General features: G+C 71.4%; 11 protein-coding genes and 1 pseudogene. 10 read left to right on the forward strand and 2 right to left on the reverse strand.

The window, feature by feature from the left end; all coding sequences use genetic code 11:
* The first annotated feature begins 7 nt into the window (after window positions 1-7).
* From AB0P35_RS36405 to AB0P35_RS36425, 5 genes are all read left to right on the forward strand, one after another.
* On the forward strand, window positions 8-1,096 hold the full coding sequence (locus tag AB0P35_RS36405; protein ID WP_363519592.1) for an alpha/beta fold hydrolase: 1,089 nt from the start codon (window positions 8-10) through the stop codon (window positions 1,094-1,096).
* 612 nt (window positions 1,097-1,708) lie between these two features.
* Window positions 1,709-2,728, forward strand: a complete 1,020-nt coding sequence (locus AB0P35_RS36410) for a GlxA family transcriptional regulator (RefSeq protein ID WP_363519595.1) — start codon at window positions 1,709-1,711, stop codon at window positions 2,726-2,728.
* Window positions 2,725-4,482, forward strand: coding sequence for a thiamine pyrophosphate-binding protein (locus tag AB0P35_RS36415; protein ID WP_363519597.1), 1,758 nt, complete (start codon window positions 2,725-2,727; stop codon window positions 4,480-4,482). Before AB0P35_RS36410 ends, AB0P35_RS36415 begins: the two co-directional genes overlap by 4 nt.
* The gene (locus AB0P35_RS36420) at window positions 4,454-5,143 is read left to right on the forward strand and encodes an SRPBCC family protein (protein WP_363519600.1); all 690 of its coding nucleotides are present in this window, start codon (window positions 4,454-4,456) and stop codon (window positions 5,141-5,143) included. Before AB0P35_RS36415 ends, AB0P35_RS36420 begins: the two co-directional genes overlap by 29 nt.
* On the forward strand, window positions 5,140-6,156 hold the full coding sequence (locus AB0P35_RS36425) for a ketoacyl-ACP synthase III family protein (RefSeq protein ID WP_363519603.1): 1,017 nt from the start codon (window positions 5,140-5,142) through the stop codon (window positions 6,154-6,156). The genes AB0P35_RS36420 and AB0P35_RS36425 overlap by 4 nt, the downstream gene beginning before the upstream one ends.
* Before the next feature lie 45 nt (window positions 6,157-6,201).
* On the opposite strand, the gene AB0P35_RS36430 is transcribed toward AB0P35_RS36425, so the two are convergent.
* Complete coding sequence (locus AB0P35_RS36430) at window positions 6,202-7,335, reverse strand: PP2C family protein-serine/threonine phosphatase (protein WP_363519606.1); 1,134 nt, start codon at window positions 7,333-7,335, stop codon at window positions 6,202-6,204.
* Between the two features lie 625 nt (window positions 7,336-7,960).
* Window positions 7,961-11,083 (reverse strand): EAL domain-containing protein, encoded by a 3,123-nt coding sequence (locus AB0P35_RS36435; RefSeq protein ID WP_363519609.1) that lies wholly within the window; start codon window positions 11,081-11,083, stop codon window positions 7,961-7,963.
* Between the two features lie 904 nt (window positions 11,084-11,987).
* Here AB0P35_RS36435 and AB0P35_RS36440 point away from each other — a divergent pair.
* The 5 genes and pseudogenes from AB0P35_RS36440 to AB0P35_RS36460 all read left to right on the forward strand — a co-directional run.
* On the forward strand, window positions 11,988-12,347 hold the full coding sequence (locus AB0P35_RS36440; RefSeq protein ID WP_363519612.1) for a response regulator: 360 nt from the start codon (window positions 11,988-11,990) through the stop codon (window positions 12,345-12,347).
* The gene (locus AB0P35_RS36445; protein WP_363519615.1) at window positions 12,344-13,453 is read left to right on the forward strand and encodes a HEAT repeat domain-containing protein; all 1,110 of its coding nucleotides are present in this window, start codon (window positions 12,344-12,346) and stop codon (window positions 13,451-13,453) included. The genes AB0P35_RS36440 and AB0P35_RS36445 overlap by 4 nt, the downstream gene beginning before the upstream one ends.
* Window positions 13,450-14,964 (forward strand): glycosyltransferase, encoded by a 1,515-nt coding sequence (locus AB0P35_RS36450; protein WP_363519617.1) that lies wholly within the window; start codon window positions 13,450-13,452, stop codon window positions 14,962-14,964. Before AB0P35_RS36445 ends, AB0P35_RS36450 begins: the two co-directional genes overlap by 4 nt.
* A gap of 41 nt (window positions 14,965-15,005) precedes the next feature.
* Entirely contained in the window at window positions 15,006-17,063 is a 2,058-nt protein-coding gene (locus tag AB0P35_RS36455) for an ATP-binding protein (protein ID WP_363519620.1), read from the forward strand.
* A 126-nt stretch (window positions 17,064-17,189) separates the two neighbouring features.
* A pseudogene (locus tag AB0P35_RS36460) lies at window positions 17,190-17,610 on the forward strand (transposase); the annotation flags it as partial.
* Window positions 17,611-17,699 lie beyond the last annotated feature (89 nt).

Consider the following 17,699-nt stretch of genomic DNA (forward strand, 5'->3'; position numbering starts at 1 on the left):
GACCGCCGTGAAGCCGTTGCTCTTCCCCGACAACCCCCAGTTCTGGTACGAGACCCTGCGCTCGATGAGTCACATCGCCTACGGGGGCGCCGACTTCGGCGAGGTGGCGTCCACCGGCGAGCGCATCGAGGAAGGCGACCACGGCAGCTGGCACGACGAGTGGCGCGCCACCGCCGACCGGGTGGCCGGCGAGGCCCAGCAGGCCCTGGACGCCGGCCACACGATCAGCGCCCGGGACGGATTCCTGCGGGCGTCCAACTACTACCGCTCGGCCGAGTTCTTCCTCCACGGCCACCCGTGCGACCCCCGCCACGACCACGCCTACGACCGCAGCGTGGCCTGCTTCCGGGCGGCGGCGGCCCTGTTCACCCCGCGCATCGAACCGGTTGAAATCCCCTACGAGGGCACCACCCTGCCCGGCTACCTCTACCGGGCCGACACCACCAAGGCACCCCGGCCGACGCTGATCATGCACAGCGGCTTCGACGGCACCGCCGAGGAACTCCACTTCAGCGGCGCGCTGGCGGCCGTCGAACGCGGCTACACCGTGCTGACCTTCGACGGACCCGGACAGCCGGGACCGCGGCACCGCGAGGGTCTGCTCTTCCGCCCGGACTGGGAGAACGTCATCACCCCCGTGGTGGACTTCGCCGAAAGCCTCCCGGAGGTCGACAACAGCCGTATCGCACTATTGGGTTCCAGCATGGGCGGCCTGCTCGCCCCGAGGGCGGCAGCATTCGAACACCGGCTGGCCGCGCTGATCGCCGTCGACGGCGTCTACGATCTCGGTGCGATATCCGTCCGCCACATCCCCGGCGACCGCGAGGAAGCCGAACGGCGCCTGCGCGCGGACTCCGACCCCCAACTCGAGCCCGCCTCCAGCAGCTCATGGCCACCGACGCGACCGCGCGGTGGGCGATCAACCACGGCATGTACGCCATGGGCGTCGACACCCCCCGGGCCTTCAGCGCCTCCTACCTCGACTACACCCTCCGCGACGGCATCGCCGAACAGATCCGATGCCCCACGCTCGTGTGCGACGCCGCCGAGGACGAGTTCTTCAAGGGACAGCCCCGGCAGCTCCACGACCACCTGACCTGCTCCAAGACCCTCATGGTGTTCACCGCCGAAGAAGTGAGCCGGCGCCCACTGCCACCCCGGCGCCATGCGCCACTCCCTCGCCCGAATCCTCGACTGGCTCGACGACACCCTCACCACAACCCCCTGAAGCAGCCGGCGACCCAGCGGTGGCAGCCCTCCGGTACTGCCCGAACTGCCCAGCCCCCGGATGGCGGTGCCTTCAAGGTCGACCAACCGGCCGGGCGACGGCTTCGAGGGCGAGGGCGAGGGCCTTGGCATTCCGTCGACGGTCGGGCCGCGCTCCAGCAGGACGGACTTGGCGGTCGCCTCGATGAGCTGCTCGGCGCTACCGATGGCGTCTCACGCCCGCACCGTGGGACCGGGCACTCTGGCAGGGACGTGGGCCGCGATCCGGATGCCGTCGCCGCCGAAGTCTCCGTGGCGGCGCGGGGAGGCACCGTCCTCGGCGAGCGGGCGCAGTGGCGTGCGCGGAGACTATGACCCGTCTCACACCGGTTGTGACGTCGCGTCATCACCGCTGGTCGTCGGCGACCCGCACGAACCCGTGGCCGGATTCGTCAGTAAGCCGTCATTGCGGCCACTCCCCGACCAGACACAGGCTGTGACGGTGCTTGAGCGACGAGTTGTTGTGGTGGTCTATCCGGGTACCCAGGCCCTCGACATCGCGGGCCCGATCGAGGTGTTCGACACCGCCAACCGGCGGCGTCCCGGAGAGGAGGGTGAGTACCGGATCGAGATCGTCTCGGCTTGTGCGCCACGGGTGCGGACCAGCACGGGAATCGTGATCGAGGCGGAGCCGCTTCGGACGGCCGGTGGCCCGATCGACACGCTGCTCGTGCCGGGCGGTTGGAGCCTCCCCGACGCGCTGGCCGACCGGGAGCTGGTGTCCTGGATCGGTCGGGCCGCCATGCGTTCGCGGCGCGTGGTGTCCGTCTGCGGCGGCGCCTTCCTGCTCGCCGAGGCGGGGCTGCTCAACGGGCGGAGGGCCACCACCCACTGGGCGTTCTGCGACGAACTGGCCCGACGGTACCCGGAGGTGGCCGTCGACCCGGATCCGATCTTCGTCTGGGACGGCGACTACGTGACCTCGGCCGGTGTGGCCACCGGGATCGACCTGGCCCTCGCTCTGGTCGAGGCCGATCACGGCGCCTCCTTCGCGCTGGAGGTGGCACGCTTTCTGGTGCTGTTCTTCAAACGGAACGGCGGCCAGTCGCAGTTCAGCACGATTCTCGAGGCCCAGCTGGCCGACCGACCGCCGATCCGGGCCGCGCAGGAGTGGATCCTGGAGAACCTCGAACAGCCGCTGCCCGTACCCGAGGTGGCCCAGCACGCCAACATGAGCGTGCGCAACTTCGCCCGGGTGTTCCGGCGCGAGGTCGGCACTCCACCGGCCCAGTACATCGAGCAGATGCGCATCGCCCGGGCCCGGAAACTGCTGGAGTCCACCGATCTGCCGGCCGGCCAGATCGCCCGCCGCTGCGGATTCGCCTCCGCCGAGACCTTCTTCCGTTCGTTCGGCCGGGCCCTGGAGCTCACCCCGAGCGAGTACCGCCGGCGCTTCCAGTCCCTCGCGCCGGCAGGTCTGGTCCTCGGCGCCGGGTCGGCGGAGAGGAGTACCACCCCGTGACCACCGACATCCGGGAGACCCCGTCCGCGGGCACCACCGACGGGACCGCCGATGTCCGCGTCGTGGACCACCTGGCGGCCGCTCTGGCCGAGGCCGGAGTCCGGCAGGTGTTCGGCGTCGGCGGCGCGAACATCGAGGACCTCTACGACGCCCTGAACCTCGTCCGGGGGCGGCCGCGCACCGTCCTGGCGAAGCACGAGTTCTCGGCCGTCACCATGGCGGACGGGTACGCGCGCACCACCGGGCGGCTCGGTGTCGTCGCGGCCACCTCCGGCGGCGGCGCGATGAACCTGCTCCCGGGGCTGGCGGAGGCGTACGCCTCACGCGTCCCGGTGCTGGCGCTCGTCGGGCAGCCACCCACCGCACTGGACGGGCTCGGCGCCTTCCAGGACTCCAGCGGACTGGCCGGATCGCTCGACGCCCACGGCCTGTTCGCGCAGGTCAGCCGGTTCTGCGTCCGGGTGGAACGCCCGGATGCACTGCCACGGCTGCTCGCGGAGGCGATGGCCGCGGCGCGCTCGCACCCCCGGGGACCGGCCGTACTGCTGCTGCCCAAGGACGTCCAGCAGGCCCCCCTGGCACCCCGCCGACCGGCACCGCCCACCCCGGCGCCCGAGCCGCGCACGCCACCGGTGCGGCTGGACCGCGCGGCGGAGCGGCTGCGCGGCGCCGACCGGGTGCTGGTGATCGCCGGCGAGGGCGTCGCCGCGGCCGCGGCGAAGCAGGAACTCGCCGACCTGGTGGCAAGGTTGGGCGCATGGGTGGCGGTCACTCCGGACGCCAAGGACGTGTTCGACAACGCCGACCGGCATTTCGCCGGCGTGGCCGGGGTGATGGGGCATCCGAACGTCCTGGACTGTCTGCGGCGGGCCGATCTCTGCCTGCTCGTCGGCACCCGCCTGCCGGTGTTGGCCCGTGGCGGACTGGAGCCGGCACTGGCCGCGACCCCCGTGATCTGCGTCGACCCCGAACCGCCGTTCGTCCCCTCCCTCCCCGGACTCCATCTGTCCGGCGGTCTGCGCGACACCCTGCGGCAACTGGCCGGCCGGCTCGCCGCCGGCGTCCGTCCCGCCCCCGGGCACGCCGGACCGGTTCCGCTGGCGACCCCGTCTCCCGGCGCCGACGGCCTCTCCCACACCGCAGCGGTGGCCGCGGTGGCGGATGCCCTGCCACCGGACGCCCACGTCTTCGTGGACGCCGGGAACACCGGCGCCAGCGCGATCCACCGGCTCCCTGCCACGCGGCGGGGGCGGTTCGTGGTGGCCGTCGGCATGGCCGGCATGGGCTACACCTTCGGCGCGGGCATCGGCGCGGCCCTCGGCACCGGGAAGCGCACCTACGTGCTCGCCGGGGACGGGGCGTTCTTCATGCACGGCATGGAGGTGCACACCGCCCTCGAGTACGACGCGCCGGTCACCTTCGTGATCCTCAACAACAACGCCCACGCCATGTGCGCCACCCGCGACCAGCTGTTCCTGGGATCCCCGCACCCGGCCAACCTCTTCCTTCCTTCGGACATCGCCGCGGGCGCAGCGGGCATGTTCCCCACCCTGGCCGCGAGCCGGGCCGCCACCGGTCCGCAGCTGCGGCAGGCACTGCTGCACGGCAACACCACGAGCGGTCCGGTCCTGGTGGCAGTGGACGTCGATCCCGCGGAGATCCCCCCGTTCCTCCCGTTCCTGAACACCACCGGCCCGGTGCCGGCCGACCACGAGGAGACCGCTCATGAGCATCGCACCGTCCATCCCGGCTGAGCCGCCCGGCCCGACCGGAGTGCCCGGCCTGACCACGGTGGAGAACACCGCCCCGGCCGTCCTGGCGGCCCGCTGCGCGGAGCTGACCCGCCCGGCCTATCCCCACCAGGATGTCTACGGGCAGTACTGCACGATCCACGAGTACGTCGACTGCCCGCCGGACGACGCGTACACCTACCTGCGGCAGGGGCACCACCTGGAGGAGTGGACGTTCAGTCTGCGGAACTTCGAGCCCGGCGGCACCCCCGGTCTGTGGGTCGGGGACGACCTGCTGGAGGCGCGGACCAGGATCTACTGCCGGGTGGCGTCCAACGCCGAGGCCCGGACGGTGGACTTCCACTGTGCCTGGGACCAGGGCGAGCGACTCTGGATGATCTACCTGATGCGGGTCGTGCCCGCCGAACCGGTGCTGGGACGGCCCGGTTCCGTCATCACCTGGACCAACTGCCGGCACCCGTACTACGACGCCAACCCCCGCCCTGAGCTCGCACCGAGCCCGGACCGGGCCTGGGTGGGCACCTACTGGGACCTCTTCTACGCCGGCCACACGGTGGAGATGGCCAATCTCAAGGCGATCCTGGAACACCGGTACCGCAATGCCCTGCCGGTGAGCGTGCCACCGCGTTCGGCGGCCGCGGCTGCGGATCCGGGGGCGAAGTGAAGACCGTCAGCCTCACCGACGTCTCCGGGCACCTGCCCGGGGAGCCGGTGCCCGCCTCGTTCTACACCGACCACCCGGGGGCGGAGGACCGGCTCAGGGACAGCCCGATGTTCCGGGTTCCGGCGCTGCGGCACCATGTCACCGGGGAGAGCAACGTGGATCTGGTGGAGCGGGCCGTCCAGCCGCTGATCGAGCGGCACGGCCGGGCCGAGATCCGCGCGGTGGACGTGCTCCTGGTACACAGCCAGCTGCCGGACAGTCCGATCGTCGGGGCCGGCACCGAGGTCGCACGCCGGCTCGGCCTGAACCCGGAGTGGCTGATCGACGTGGCCAACGCGGGCTGCGCGTCCTTCGTGCACATGCTGCAACTGGCCCGGCAGATCCTTCGCACCACCGAGGCGAGGACGGCGCTGATCTGCAACGCGCAGACCGCCGCCGGGCAGCTCTTCACCCAGTCCGAGGTACGACGGCTCGCCCAGGCCGCGATCCCCGGGGACGGCTGCGGAGTCGGCTACGTCACCACCTCGGCGGCCTCACCGGTGCTGGCAGTGGCCGGCCGTCACATCGGCGCGCACGGCGGAGACATGACCGTCGTCCTGGAGGACGGCCGGCGTTACTGGGAACCGGGGCGGTCCCAGCTGCGGATCGGCTTCACCGAGGAGAGCGTCGGTACCGTCCTCGAACGCGGCAACCGGCTGGTGCCCGCCATGGTGGCCGAGGTCTGTGCGCGGATCGGAGTCCCCACGGCGGAGATCGACGTGCTGGTCACCAACCAGCCCAACCGCACCTTCCTGGGGAACTGGCGGCGGTCGCTGGGGCTTCCGCCCGAACGGCATCCCGACACCTTCGACCGGTGCGGCAACCTCTTCGGCGCCGCGGTGCCCGTCACCCTGGACCTGGCGCTGCGGTCCGGTCGGGTCAAGGGCGGCGACCTGGTGGTGCTGGGCGGCTTCGCGCACGCGGGCGACTACGCGGGTGCGGCGGCCATCCGCTGGGGCGGCGCGAGCAGCTGACGGCAGCTCCGTGACCGGACGGGGCGTGCGAGGGCGGTGTGCCGTCTACAGCAGCCCGTGCAGACGGTGCTCGGACCCGTCCGTACGCCGGATGGCGACGACGGCCGCGTCGTCGCCGAGCCGCCCACCGGCGTGAGCCAGCAGGTCGCGGCGGATGTGGTTGACCAGCGCCTCCGGCGCGCTACCGGTCCAACGGGCGACCCGGTCCGCGAACGGGTAGAACGCACCGGAACGGTCGCGGGCTTCGATCACGCCATCGGTGTAGAGCAGGAGCGTGTCCCCGATCTCGAAGGGGAACGTGTCGTCCGGGTAGTCGGCGGCCGCCAGGACGCCGAGGCCCAGGGGTGGCGCGGTACCGGCGCCGTCGAGTCCGATCACGCGGTCGTGGTGCAGCAGCAGCGGTGGCGGGTGTCCGCAGTTGGTCATGCGGGCCACCGGGGCGTCGTCGGGGATGTCCAGGAGCAGGGCGGTGACGAAGTGCTCAGCGGTCTCCCTGTCGGTCTGGGCGAAGTCGTGCAGGTACCGGCTGACGTTGTGGTCCAGCGTCCAGGCGAGGTCGGGCAGGGTGGCGTGCTGGGCGGCGACGAGCCGGAAGGCGCTGAGCAACAGGGCTGACTCCCCGACGGCGGCCAGGCCCTTCCCCCGGACGTCCCCGACGATCATCCGTGCCCCGCCGTCCGTGCGGGTCGCCGTGTAGAGGTCACCGCCGATCTGCGCCTCGTGCTCGGCGGCCAGGTACACGGTCGCGATCTGCAGCGGGCCGATCCGCTCGGGAATCGGGCGCAGCAGAGCGCGCTGGGCCGCCTCGGCCACCGACTGGGCGCGGGCGAGCTGCCGTTCGCGGCGCTCCCGGACCACCGCGAAGACCACGATCATCATGGACAGCGCGGCGAGTGCGGCGAGCTGCGCCGGGTGGTTGCCGGTGGTCACGCCACCGCGCAGGACGGCGATGAGGACACCGGCGGCGACGGTGAGCGCTGCGACGGCGGCGGTCACCCGTGGCCCGGCGAAGGACGGGGTCAGTGCGGGAGCGATCACGAGCAGCGGGCCCAGACGGATCGAGTCGGGCGACCGGATGATCACCACGAGGAGCACCACGAGGAGACCGATGGGCACCAGCACCAGGGCCGGGACGCGACCCCACGGCCCCTCGCCGGCCGAGCGCCGTTCGACGTCCATGCCCTCAAGAATGCGCCGCGCCCCGGGCCCGGTGCATCCGGCACGTGCGGGGTTCGCGGCAGGCCGCCCGTACGGCGCACCCCCCGGCGGGCTTCCGATCGGCAGGGCTCCCGCCGACCGGCGGCCTGCTTCCCGAGCCGCTCGGACACCCGCCGGATCGCAGGGGAAGGAAACTACCCGAACGCTTGTGACCGTGCGACGGGATCGCGCACTGCGACCACCGAGTGGCGGAACAACAAAAAGGCCGCCTCCGCATCTCTGCGAAAACGGCCCACGCCCTGAATTAACACTGATCCGAACAACAGGATTTGCACCTGCGCCCGCCACCTCGGCGATCCCGTCATCTCCCGGCCGAAAGGCCGGACTGGAATTTCGCGATCACGAGTCGCAGAATCAGGGCTCCTGCTCCACTGATCTGCATATCCACCTCCTCGCGATCGTCCTACCGGTAAATTCTCCGGCACCTTCCAGGCTACTCCGGAAAAACGCGTAACCGGGCCCGTAAGGTGCACGAATACCGCTAGGTACACGAATACCGTCGCGTGGTTTCGCTCACCGGGGCCGCGAAGCGCGACCCCGGAGGGCGGGCGGCTGCACGCCCGGGCCCTGAGCCGCCGACGCCGCCTCACCTGACCCCCAGCCGGCGATCCGGGGCGAGGATCAGGGCCTCCGCCTGGTCGGACGGGAGCGGCCGGAAGAACAGGAAGCCCTGGCCGAGCGGGCAGCCCATGGAGATCAGCAGCTCCTGCTGGGTCGTGTTCTCCACGCCTTCGGCGATCACCTTGACACCAAGGGTGTCCGCCAGATGGGCGATTCCCTCCACCAGGGCGTACTGCTGCGGGGAGCGCCCGAGCTTGTCGATGAACGACTTGTCGATCTTGAGTATCGATATCGGGAACTCGCGCAGATAGCTCAACGAGGAGTAGCCGGTTCCGAAGTCGTCGATCGCGATGCGGATACCGAGGTCGGTCAGATCGCGCATCACGGTCCGGATGCGGTCGTCGTGCCTCATCAGGACGGTCTCCGTCAGTTCGAGGATCAGGCTGGACGGCTCGATGCCGGACACCTCCAGCGTGTGGTGCACCGCGTCGAGGAAGCCGTCGTCCCGGAACTGCCGAGGTGAGACGTTGACGCTCACGTACGGCGCGCTGGACTGTGCGTCGGGATGCCCCGGCCGCTGCCGCCAGCGGACCGCCTCGGCCGCCGCCTGGCCGAGCACCCAGGCACCCAGGGGGACGATCTGGCCGCTCTCCTCCGCCAGGGTGATGAACTGTTCCGGGAGCACCATGCCCCGCGACGAGTGCGGCCAGCGGACCAGCGCCTCGAACCCGGCGATCTCCCCGGTGGCGAGTACCACGATGGGCTGGTACAGGACCAGGAACGACGTTTCGACCGGCGAACTGTCGAGGCTCTCCTGGAGCTGGTGCCGCTCGGCCATACCGCTCTGGAGGACGGGCTGGTACCCGCGCCACTGGCGCTTGCCGGCCGTCTTCGCGGCGTACAGGGCCAGGTCGGCATGGGTCAGGAGTTCGACCGAGTCGATGCTGTCCTCGGTGGTGGCGATGCCCACGCTCGCGTAGACGCTCACCGGACCGACGCTGAGGCGGAACGGTTCCGCGAACACACTGATCACGTGATCGGCGAAGGTCTCGACGTCCCCGGGCGTCACCGAGTCCTGCACCAGCAGGGCGAACTCGTCGCCGCCGATGCGGGCCGCGGTGTCGGACGCCCGGACGGTCGACGACAGCCGCAGCGCGACGGCGACCAGTAGCTCGTCGCCCACGCTGTGCCCCTGGATGTCGTTCACGACCTTGAAGTCGTCGATGTCGACGAAGAGCACGCCGACCACGGTGCCTTCGCGCTGGCTCTGGGTCAGCGCATGGGAGACCCGGTCCTGGAACAGCACGCGGTTCGCGAGGCCGGTGAGCGAGTCGTGGAAAGCCTGGCGGGTGAGTTCACGTTCGAGCGAACGCTGCTCGGTGACGTCCCGGAGGGTGAGCACCAGGCCACCGACCGTCGCCTCGGTCCGCAGGTCACTGCATCTGACCTCGACCTCGATGACCGCGTGGTCGACGCGCGTCATCCTCCAGTGGTCACGCCTGCCCTGGCAGTCGCGGATCCGCATCTGCGCAAGGGTGTGGACCACCGAGCCGCTGTCCTGCGGAGTGATCAGGTCCGTCAGCCGGACGCCTTCCAACGAGGGATGGCCGAGAACCTGGTCGGCCGACGGGCTGGCGTACCGGATCCTGTCGTCGTCGTCGAGGATCAGGATGACGTCGGATGCGTTCTGCACCAGGGTCCGGAAGTAGGCCTCGCTCTTGCGCCGGTCGACCTCCTCGCTGAGGGCGATCCGTTCGATCGCGAGGGCGGCCTGGGCCGTCAGCGTGACCAGCGCTTCCTGCAGGACGATGAGGTGCTGCTCGTCCGCGGCCACGATCAGCGCCCCGGCGCTTGGGGCCGCGGAGCCGTCCGGCTCGGTCTGGTCCTCCGGGCGGTCCGGCAGGGCCAGCGGGCAGACCACGGCGCTGGGTGCCCCGCCGAGTTCCGCGGCGAGGTCGTGCTGCAGTTCGGCGCGGCTCACCAGACGGGCCTCGCCGCTCCGCGTCAGCTCCTGCACCGCCCGGGCGGTCTCCGGGGACGCCGCGCGGCGCGCACCGTCGTCGACACGGATCAGCCACAGGACGGCGCCCTCCCTGATGGCGAGCAGCGCGCTGTGGCTCCGGTCGTCCGGCAGCAGCGAGGCGAGGACGGTCCGGACCGCGGCGGCCGTGTCCCGGATGTCGGTCGCGGACCCCAGCGAGGCCACGGCGATGCGCAGGACACGCTCGCGGCCGACGCCCTGCCGATGGGTCGCCGCGACGCCCGCCAGCCGGTAGAGCACCAGCGCGAAGAGGATGGCCGAGAAGGCTCCGATGACGCCGACGTTCGTGGTCACTCCGCGTGCATCCTGCAGCAGGAGCATGGCCGGCGCGATCAGTGAGGCGAGCGTGAGCAGGCCCAGGCGGCCGCGCGCGGTGTCGGCACGCCACCGGACGGGCTGGGTCAGCGTGACCATGGAGGGGTGGATGGCGGCGGCGCCCCAGGCTCCGTAGAACACCGCCCAGCCCAGCTCCACCGCCGTCCCGGTGTGCCAGGTCCCGTGCAGGAGGATGAGGGCGTACAGGACGTCGGAGGTGAGCAGACCGACCGTCCCCAGGGCGAGCAGCACCAGCGCCGGGCTCTTGCCGCCGCGGGGGGCGAGCAGGCGCAGCAGCATCGCCAGCACGAGGATGTCCCCGAGCGGGTAGGCGACGGAGATCGCCTTCTGCAGCCAGGTGAGGCCGGCAACATGGGTGGAGGGGACGATCAGGTAGATCCAGGACAGCAGGGCCAGGCCGGCCGTCAGGATCAGCGCGTCGATGAAACTGGCCCGGTCACGCCCGGCCGAACGCCAGCGGACGAATCCCAGGAGCCCCACCGCGTACAGCCCGTACGTCGCGAGGTAGAAGACGTCGGCGGCTGACGGGAACGGGTTCTCCTCGTGCAGGAACTGGATGAAGACGATCTGGGTCGCCTCGCCCGCCGCGAAGCTGAGGTTCGCGGCGGCGAGCACCAGCCAGGGCAACCGATGGGACGGACGGTTGACGAAGACGCCCACCAGCATGCCGATGACACCGGTCAGTCCGATTCCGAGGAAGATCAGCCGCTGCGCGGAGAACGCATAGTAGAGGGCCGTGAGCAGGACCACCAACACACCGAAGCCGGTCATCAAGGGGACCCAGCGCCGTTGGGTATTCAAACCCGTCACCTCGCGCAAAGGAAGTTCCGAGACCCGTGCGGGGACTCGGTACCAGGGAGTCGGTAAGCGGAGGAAGCCGCTTCGATAGGGGGAACAGGGCCCCTCGGGCTCCGCCTTTGAGGCTCCTCGAGCCAGACTTTTCGACACAAATCCGGTCTCAGTATATCCAGTTCACGAAATTCGTACGCACACGGATGGCAGCCTGCCGTCCTCGGCACGGACAGCCGCCGACGAGCACGCCGTCGTGACGCAGTGTCATGTCACTCCCGCCGGCCCTCCCCGTCCGGCCCGGCCAGGAGCACGCACCGGACCCGCTGCGGCGACAGACCGTGACCCGAACGGACGAGCCATCAACGGCCCCCTACGGGCCGGCGGAGGCCGCCGTCTCCGGCCCGTGGCCGCGCGTCGGCATGCGGACCGCGTCAGCCACCGTCCGGGCACCCTGACGGACCGTGGCCGCGCACCGTCCGTGACGGGTGACGGAGCGTCCGATCCCGTACCCCCTCCCCGCCGCCGCGCCCGCCGCCGGACGGCGCAACAGGAGCGTCGGGGTGACGGAGCCCGTAGTGGAAGACAGAGCGTCAACGACGCAGAGGCCCGCGGCACGGCCTGTGCACCGGCCCCGGCGGCCCCGGCCGCTCCGCGTCACCTGCCCCGCAGCGTCGTGTCGCACGCCCCACCGGCCGCTCCTAGCATGAACCTGAGACCGCCCGTCTCCCCGTGCCGGAAGTGGCGGGACGAGAGCCGAACAGCGACCGTCCGGGACCGGAACCCTCGCTCGATGCGCAGGCCACAACGTCTGCGGCTCACAACGGCTGTGGCGCATTCACTCCCGCCGGGCTCGCCCCGAGGAGGGACGATGGCATCCATTCTGGTGGCCGACGACGACGCCGACATCCGTGACCTCGTGGCCTACAAGCTCACGCAGTCCGGCCATCAGGTCACCGTGGTCGACGACGGTCTGAGCGCGCTCAAGGCCGTCCGTGAGCAGACCGTGGATCTCGCCCTCCTCGACATCAGAATGCCCGGGATGTCAGGTCTGGACGTCTGCCGGGAACTGCGGGCCGCGCCGGAGACGGAGAGGCTGCCGGTGATCCTGCTCACGGCTCGATCGCAGGAGTTCGACGTCGAGACCGGCTTCGCGGCCGGTGCCGACGACTACATCATCAAACCGTTCAGCCCGCGTGAACTGAGCAGCCGGGTGCAGGCGGTCCTGGCCAGGGCGACCCGATGACCGGGCGCGGCATTGTCAACGACAGCATGCAGGTGCTGGCCGGGTCGGCCGTGGTGCTGCTGGTACTCCTCGTCTGCGTGCGTGCCGTCCGGCGGGAACGGGAACGCCGCAGGGAGCGCGCGGCCGAGCCGCTCCGGGTCCTGCTGCTTGAATTCCTCTGTGCGGAGGGGGACGAGGAAGCGGGAAGCCTGCGGGCGCTGTCCGCTCTCGACGACCGGAGCTGGGCGGCTGTCGAACCCACGGCGCGGGCGATCCTCGCGAAGGTGAGCGGACAGGCCAGGGCCTCGCTGGTGGGCCTGTTCGAGCAGCGGGGAGTCGCCACGCGGGCGATGGCGGACCTGCGACGGCGCGGGCCGGTCCGGAAGGGCCGGGCTGCGGAGGTGCTCGGGCTGCTGCGGCACCGGGCGGCCACCCCACGGCTTCGCGTCCTGCTCTCGGACGCCGACTCCGAGGTCCGGACGGTCGCCGCGCGGGCTCTGGGCCACATCGGGGATCCTGCGGACGTCCCCGACCTGCTGGCCTGCCTGCACGGTCCGCATCCGGTACCGCCTGCGGTCGTCCTGCAGGCGCTCACCGCGTTCGGAGCCGCCGGGCACGACCAGATCGCCACCGGTCTGGACGACGCCGAGCCGCTGGTGCGGGCGGTGACCGTCGAGGCTCTTGGAGCCACCGGAGGAGTGGGGTGGACCACCAGGGTCGCGGCCGCGCTGAGGGCCGATCCGCATCTCGAAGTGCGGATCCGGGCCGCGCGTGCTCTGGGCGCCCTCGGCACGCCGGCAGGCCTGGAGCCGCTGCTGCACGCGGTGCGGCGGGGCCAGCCGGAGTCGCTGCGCGCTGTGGCGGCCAGGGCGCTGGGCCGTCTGGGGGCATCATGCGCGGCCCCACGCCTGGGGGAACTGCTCGACGACCCCGTCCACCGTGTGGCCGCGACCGCGGCCCGGGCACTGCTGCACGTCGGGCCGGCCGGGCGCGACGAACTGCGCCGCGCCGCGGACGGGGCCCGCGGAGGGCGCGCGGCCGCTCATGCGCGGGCCGCGCTGGCGGAAGCGGCGATCGGCGAGGGAGGCGCACACTCCCCCGCCGGGCGTGCGGCGGTGGGACCGTGACGCCGCCGCTCGCGACGGCCGTCCTCGGCGCGGCCGATCCGGCCACGGCCACGTCGACGGCGAGCGGCGCGCACGACGCGCTGCTGGACGTGATCGCCGTCAGCAACGTCCTGGTTCTCGGGTACTTCCTGGCGATCAACACCGGCTATCTCACGCTGGTCCTCATCGCGGCCGGCGACTTCGTCCGGCATCTGCGCCGCACGCCGTTCGCCGGCTACGACGATGCCTCCGCCAGTCCCTTCACGCTTCCGGTGTCGCTCATCGTGCCCGCGTACAACGAGGAGGCCGGGATCGTGGACGCGGTGCAGGCGCTGCTCCTGCTGCGCCATCCCTCGTTCGAGGTGGTCGTGGTCGACGACGGTTCCACCGACGCCACCCTGGACCGGCTCCGTGAGGCCTTCGACCTCGTCGAGGTGCCCCATGTCGTCTCCACCGAGGTGCCCGTGCGCGGCGCCGTGGAGTCGGTCCACCTGCCCAGGGGCGGCCCGGTGTCGCTGCTCGTGGCTCGCAAGCGCAACGGCGGCAAGGCCGACGCCCTCAACGTCGGCATCAATCTGGCCCGCTATCCGCTCCTGTGCATGGTCGACGCGGACTCGATCCTCGACTCGCAGGCGCTGCTCGCGATCTCCAAGCCCTTCGCCGACGACCCGCTGCGGGTCGTGGGCGCCGGAGGTGTGATCGGCATCGCCAACGGCTGCACCGTCGTGGCCGGCCGCGTCGTGCGGGTCCGCATGCCCCACCGGCTGCTGGCGAAGATCCAGACGGTGGAGTACATGCGGGCCTTCCTGCTCGGCCGGACGGGCTGGTCGCGGATCGGCGGCCTGCTGGTGATCGCCGGTGCCTTCGGGATGTTCCGGCGCGACGCGGTGGTCGCCGTCGGCGGGCTCGATCCGGACTGCCTCGGCGAGGACGCCGAGCTGGTCGTCCGACTCCACCACCACCTGCGCGGGACGGGCCACGACTACCGCATCGTCTTCGTGGGCGAGCCGATCTCGTGGAGCGAGGCCCCGGAGACCCTGCGGGTGCTCGGGCGCCAGCGGCGGCGCTGGCACCGCGGTCTCACCGAGGTCCTGCTCAAGCACCGGGGCATGATCGGCAATCCCCGGTACGGTCGGGTAGGGCTGGTGGCCCTGCCCTTCTACGTGCTCTTCGAACTGTGCGCACCGGTCGTCGAACTCGCCGGCCTGGTCCTGGTACCGCTGGGCCTGCTGATCGGGGCGGTCGACCTGGGGTTCCTGTGGCGCTTCCTGCTGGCTTCCTACGGCTACGCGATGGTGATCAGCCTGCTGTCGATTCTGGCCGAGGAGTACGCCTTCCACCGCTACAGCCGCTGGCGGGACATCTCCTCCGCCGTGCTGGGAGCGGCGGCCGAGAACCTCGGGTACCGGCAGTTCACCGCCTGGTGGCGGGTCCGGGGCATCTGGGACGCCGTCCACGGCGCGCCGAAGGTCTGGGGCGTCATGACGCGCCGTGGCTTCGCCGCGGAGCCGACCGAAGGGGACCGGCAATGAGCGGCTTCCGGCCTGCTCGATCCGATCGGGGCGCCCGATCCGTGGTCCGGAGGCTCTCCTGGTCGTTCGGCCTGCTGATCGGACTCGTCGTGCTCACCGGCGTCGTCGCCCTGACCGGCGCGCTGCTCCAACACTCGGCGCTCGACGACCTGACGCACCGGGTGACACCGACCCAGGAGGCCAACCTGCGCCTGCGCGGGGAACTCGCCGACAGCTCACGCCGGATGAACGCCTACCTGCTGACCGGCGATCCCGCGCAACTGGCCGCGTTCCTCAGCTCGCGCAACGACTTCCGGGGCCCGCTCACCGAGGCCTTCACGCACGCGCCCGCCGACGCCAGGCCCTACCTGTCGGCTCAGGAGCGGCCGATCCAGGACTACCTGCGGATCACCGACCGGGTGCAGACGGCAACGCCCGGGAGCCCCGGAGCTGCGGCGCTCGCCGTGGCCGCGCAGGTCCCGTACGACGCCTTCGAGGCCACCAACGCGGAACTGGACGGACGTCTCACCCACGACACCGACGAGCTCTCCGACCGCGCCGATCTGATCGCGTGGAGCGCGGGCGCCGCCACCTGCGCCCTCCTGGTACTGGCGACGGTGCTGGCCCTGATCGCGGGGCTGCACACCGTGCGGGCCATCACCCGGCCGCTCGCCGGCATCAGGACGGTGCTCGGCCGGCTGGCGCAGGGCGACCACGGGGCCCGGGCGCCGGACCGCGGTCCGGCCGAGGTCCGGGCCGTCGCCCACGCCGTCAACGTACTCGCCGACGAGAACGACCGGCTGCGGCGTCTCGACGCCGAGCGCGACCGGCTGGCCGCGGCGGCACGGCAGGCGGGAATCGGCATCCGGTCCGGCCTCGACCTCGACCAGATTCTCGACGAGGCCGTGCGCGGCCTGGGCGAGGCGCTACGGGCGGACCATGTGCTGGTTCTGCAGGCGGACGACGGCGGCGGGCCCGATGTGCCGGTCGTCCGGGCCTGGAACGCGGACCGCGGCAGCCTTCCGTCGGAGGAGTTGCTCCGGCTGCCTCCGGCTCCGGCGGAGATCATCCGGGAGCACTACGCGCAGGACACGAGCTGGTCCGTCGACGACATCCGGCCGCACCTCGCCTCCGGATCCGCCCTGCCCGGCGCCCCCGGCTCCTTCGGGACCACCGGACCACCGCCCGAAGTCCGCGCCGCGCTGACCGCGATGGGCGTCGTCGCCGTCCTGGTGACCCCCTTCGGATCGGGCACGGAGGCAATGGGTGCGGTCATCCTCGCCCGCTGCCGGCCCGGCGACGTCTGGCTGCCGATGGAGGTCGAGGCCGTCGAGTCGATCGCGGCAGGACTCGGCCGTGCGGTGCGGCAGTCCAGGACCTACCGTCAGGAGACCGAACTCGTTGACCGGCTCAAGGCCTTGGACAAGGCCAAGAACGACTTCCTCTCCACCGTCTCGCACGAGCTCCGCACCCCGCTGACCAGCATCGTCGGCTACGTCGAACTGCTGGCGAACGACTCCGGCCCGCTGAGCGACGGCCAACGGCACATGGTGGAGGTGGTGGACCGCAACGCGGCCCGGCTGCGCAACCTCATCGAGGACCTGCTCACCATCTCGCGGGTCGAGTCGGGCGCCTTCACCTCCGAACGGCTGCCGGTCGACCTGCGCCAGCTGGTGAACTCCTCGGTCGAGGCGATCCGCCCGGCGGCCATGGCCGTCCCGGTGACCCTGAACCAGGTACCCGCCGAGGACGACCTGATCGTCCTCGGCGACGTCCACCAGCTGGACCGCGTCCTGATGAACCTGCTCACCAACGCCGTCAAGTTCACCCCGCCCGGAGGACTGGTCACGGTCAGCACGTCCCGCGGGGACGGCGAGGCTGTGCTGACCGTGGGCGACACCGGGATCGGCATCCCCGAGAAGGACCAGAAGGACCTCTTTCACCGGTTCTTCCGCGCCTCCAACGTCACCGAGCTCGCCATTCCCGGCACCGGCCTCGGCCTGGCGATCGTGCGGAGCATCGTGACCAACCACGAGGGCAGACTGGAGATCCACTCGGCCGAGGGCGAGGGGACCACCGTCATCACCCACCTCCCGCTGCTCCCGGACACGCCCGGCTGAGCTCGTTGTTCAAGCTCGCAGGTCACTCGACCTGCTGATCTGCGGTTCTTTCCGGGACAGCAGAGGCGGCCGTTCTCCACGCTTCGAGATGTCGAGTCACGAAGAACCGGAGAACGGCCGCTGCCCATGAGTCTCCTTGCCGAGGCGCCCTCGGGAGATGCTCTGGGCATCTTGTCCCGCGTTCGGGTCGAGTTCTACGAGAGCCTGTACCAGCGGGCGGATGTGCTCTTCGAGCTCACCGACGCGCTGCTGTGCACGGACGGGCCGGTCAAGACGCTGGTGGACTTGTCGTTGGCGGCGGAGCACCGGCGCGGGCACGGGGCGAGGTACACCGCGCTGGACCGGGGCTGTCTCGAGCCGACCCGGCTGCGACGCACACTGGCCGCCCTGCCGATCCCACGCCCTCGCCGACGGGCGCATCACACTGGCCGTGGACATCTCCAACTGGCTCCGACCCGACGCCCCCACCAGTGACGACCGCCTCTTCTGCCACGTCCACGGACGCGGCCGCGGCGCCGACCGGATGATCCCCGGCTGGCCCTACTCCTAATGGGCTGCGAAGCCAGTGGACCGCTTCCATACTCCTGGTCCAGCGAGACCTTGACGAAGACTGCGGCCACGGGCTTCCTTCGGCGG

Source organism: Kitasatospora sp. NPDC085879 (genome assembly GCF_040686255.1).
GTDB lineage: Bacteria > Actinomycetota > Actinomycetes > Streptomycetales > Streptomycetaceae > Kitasatospora.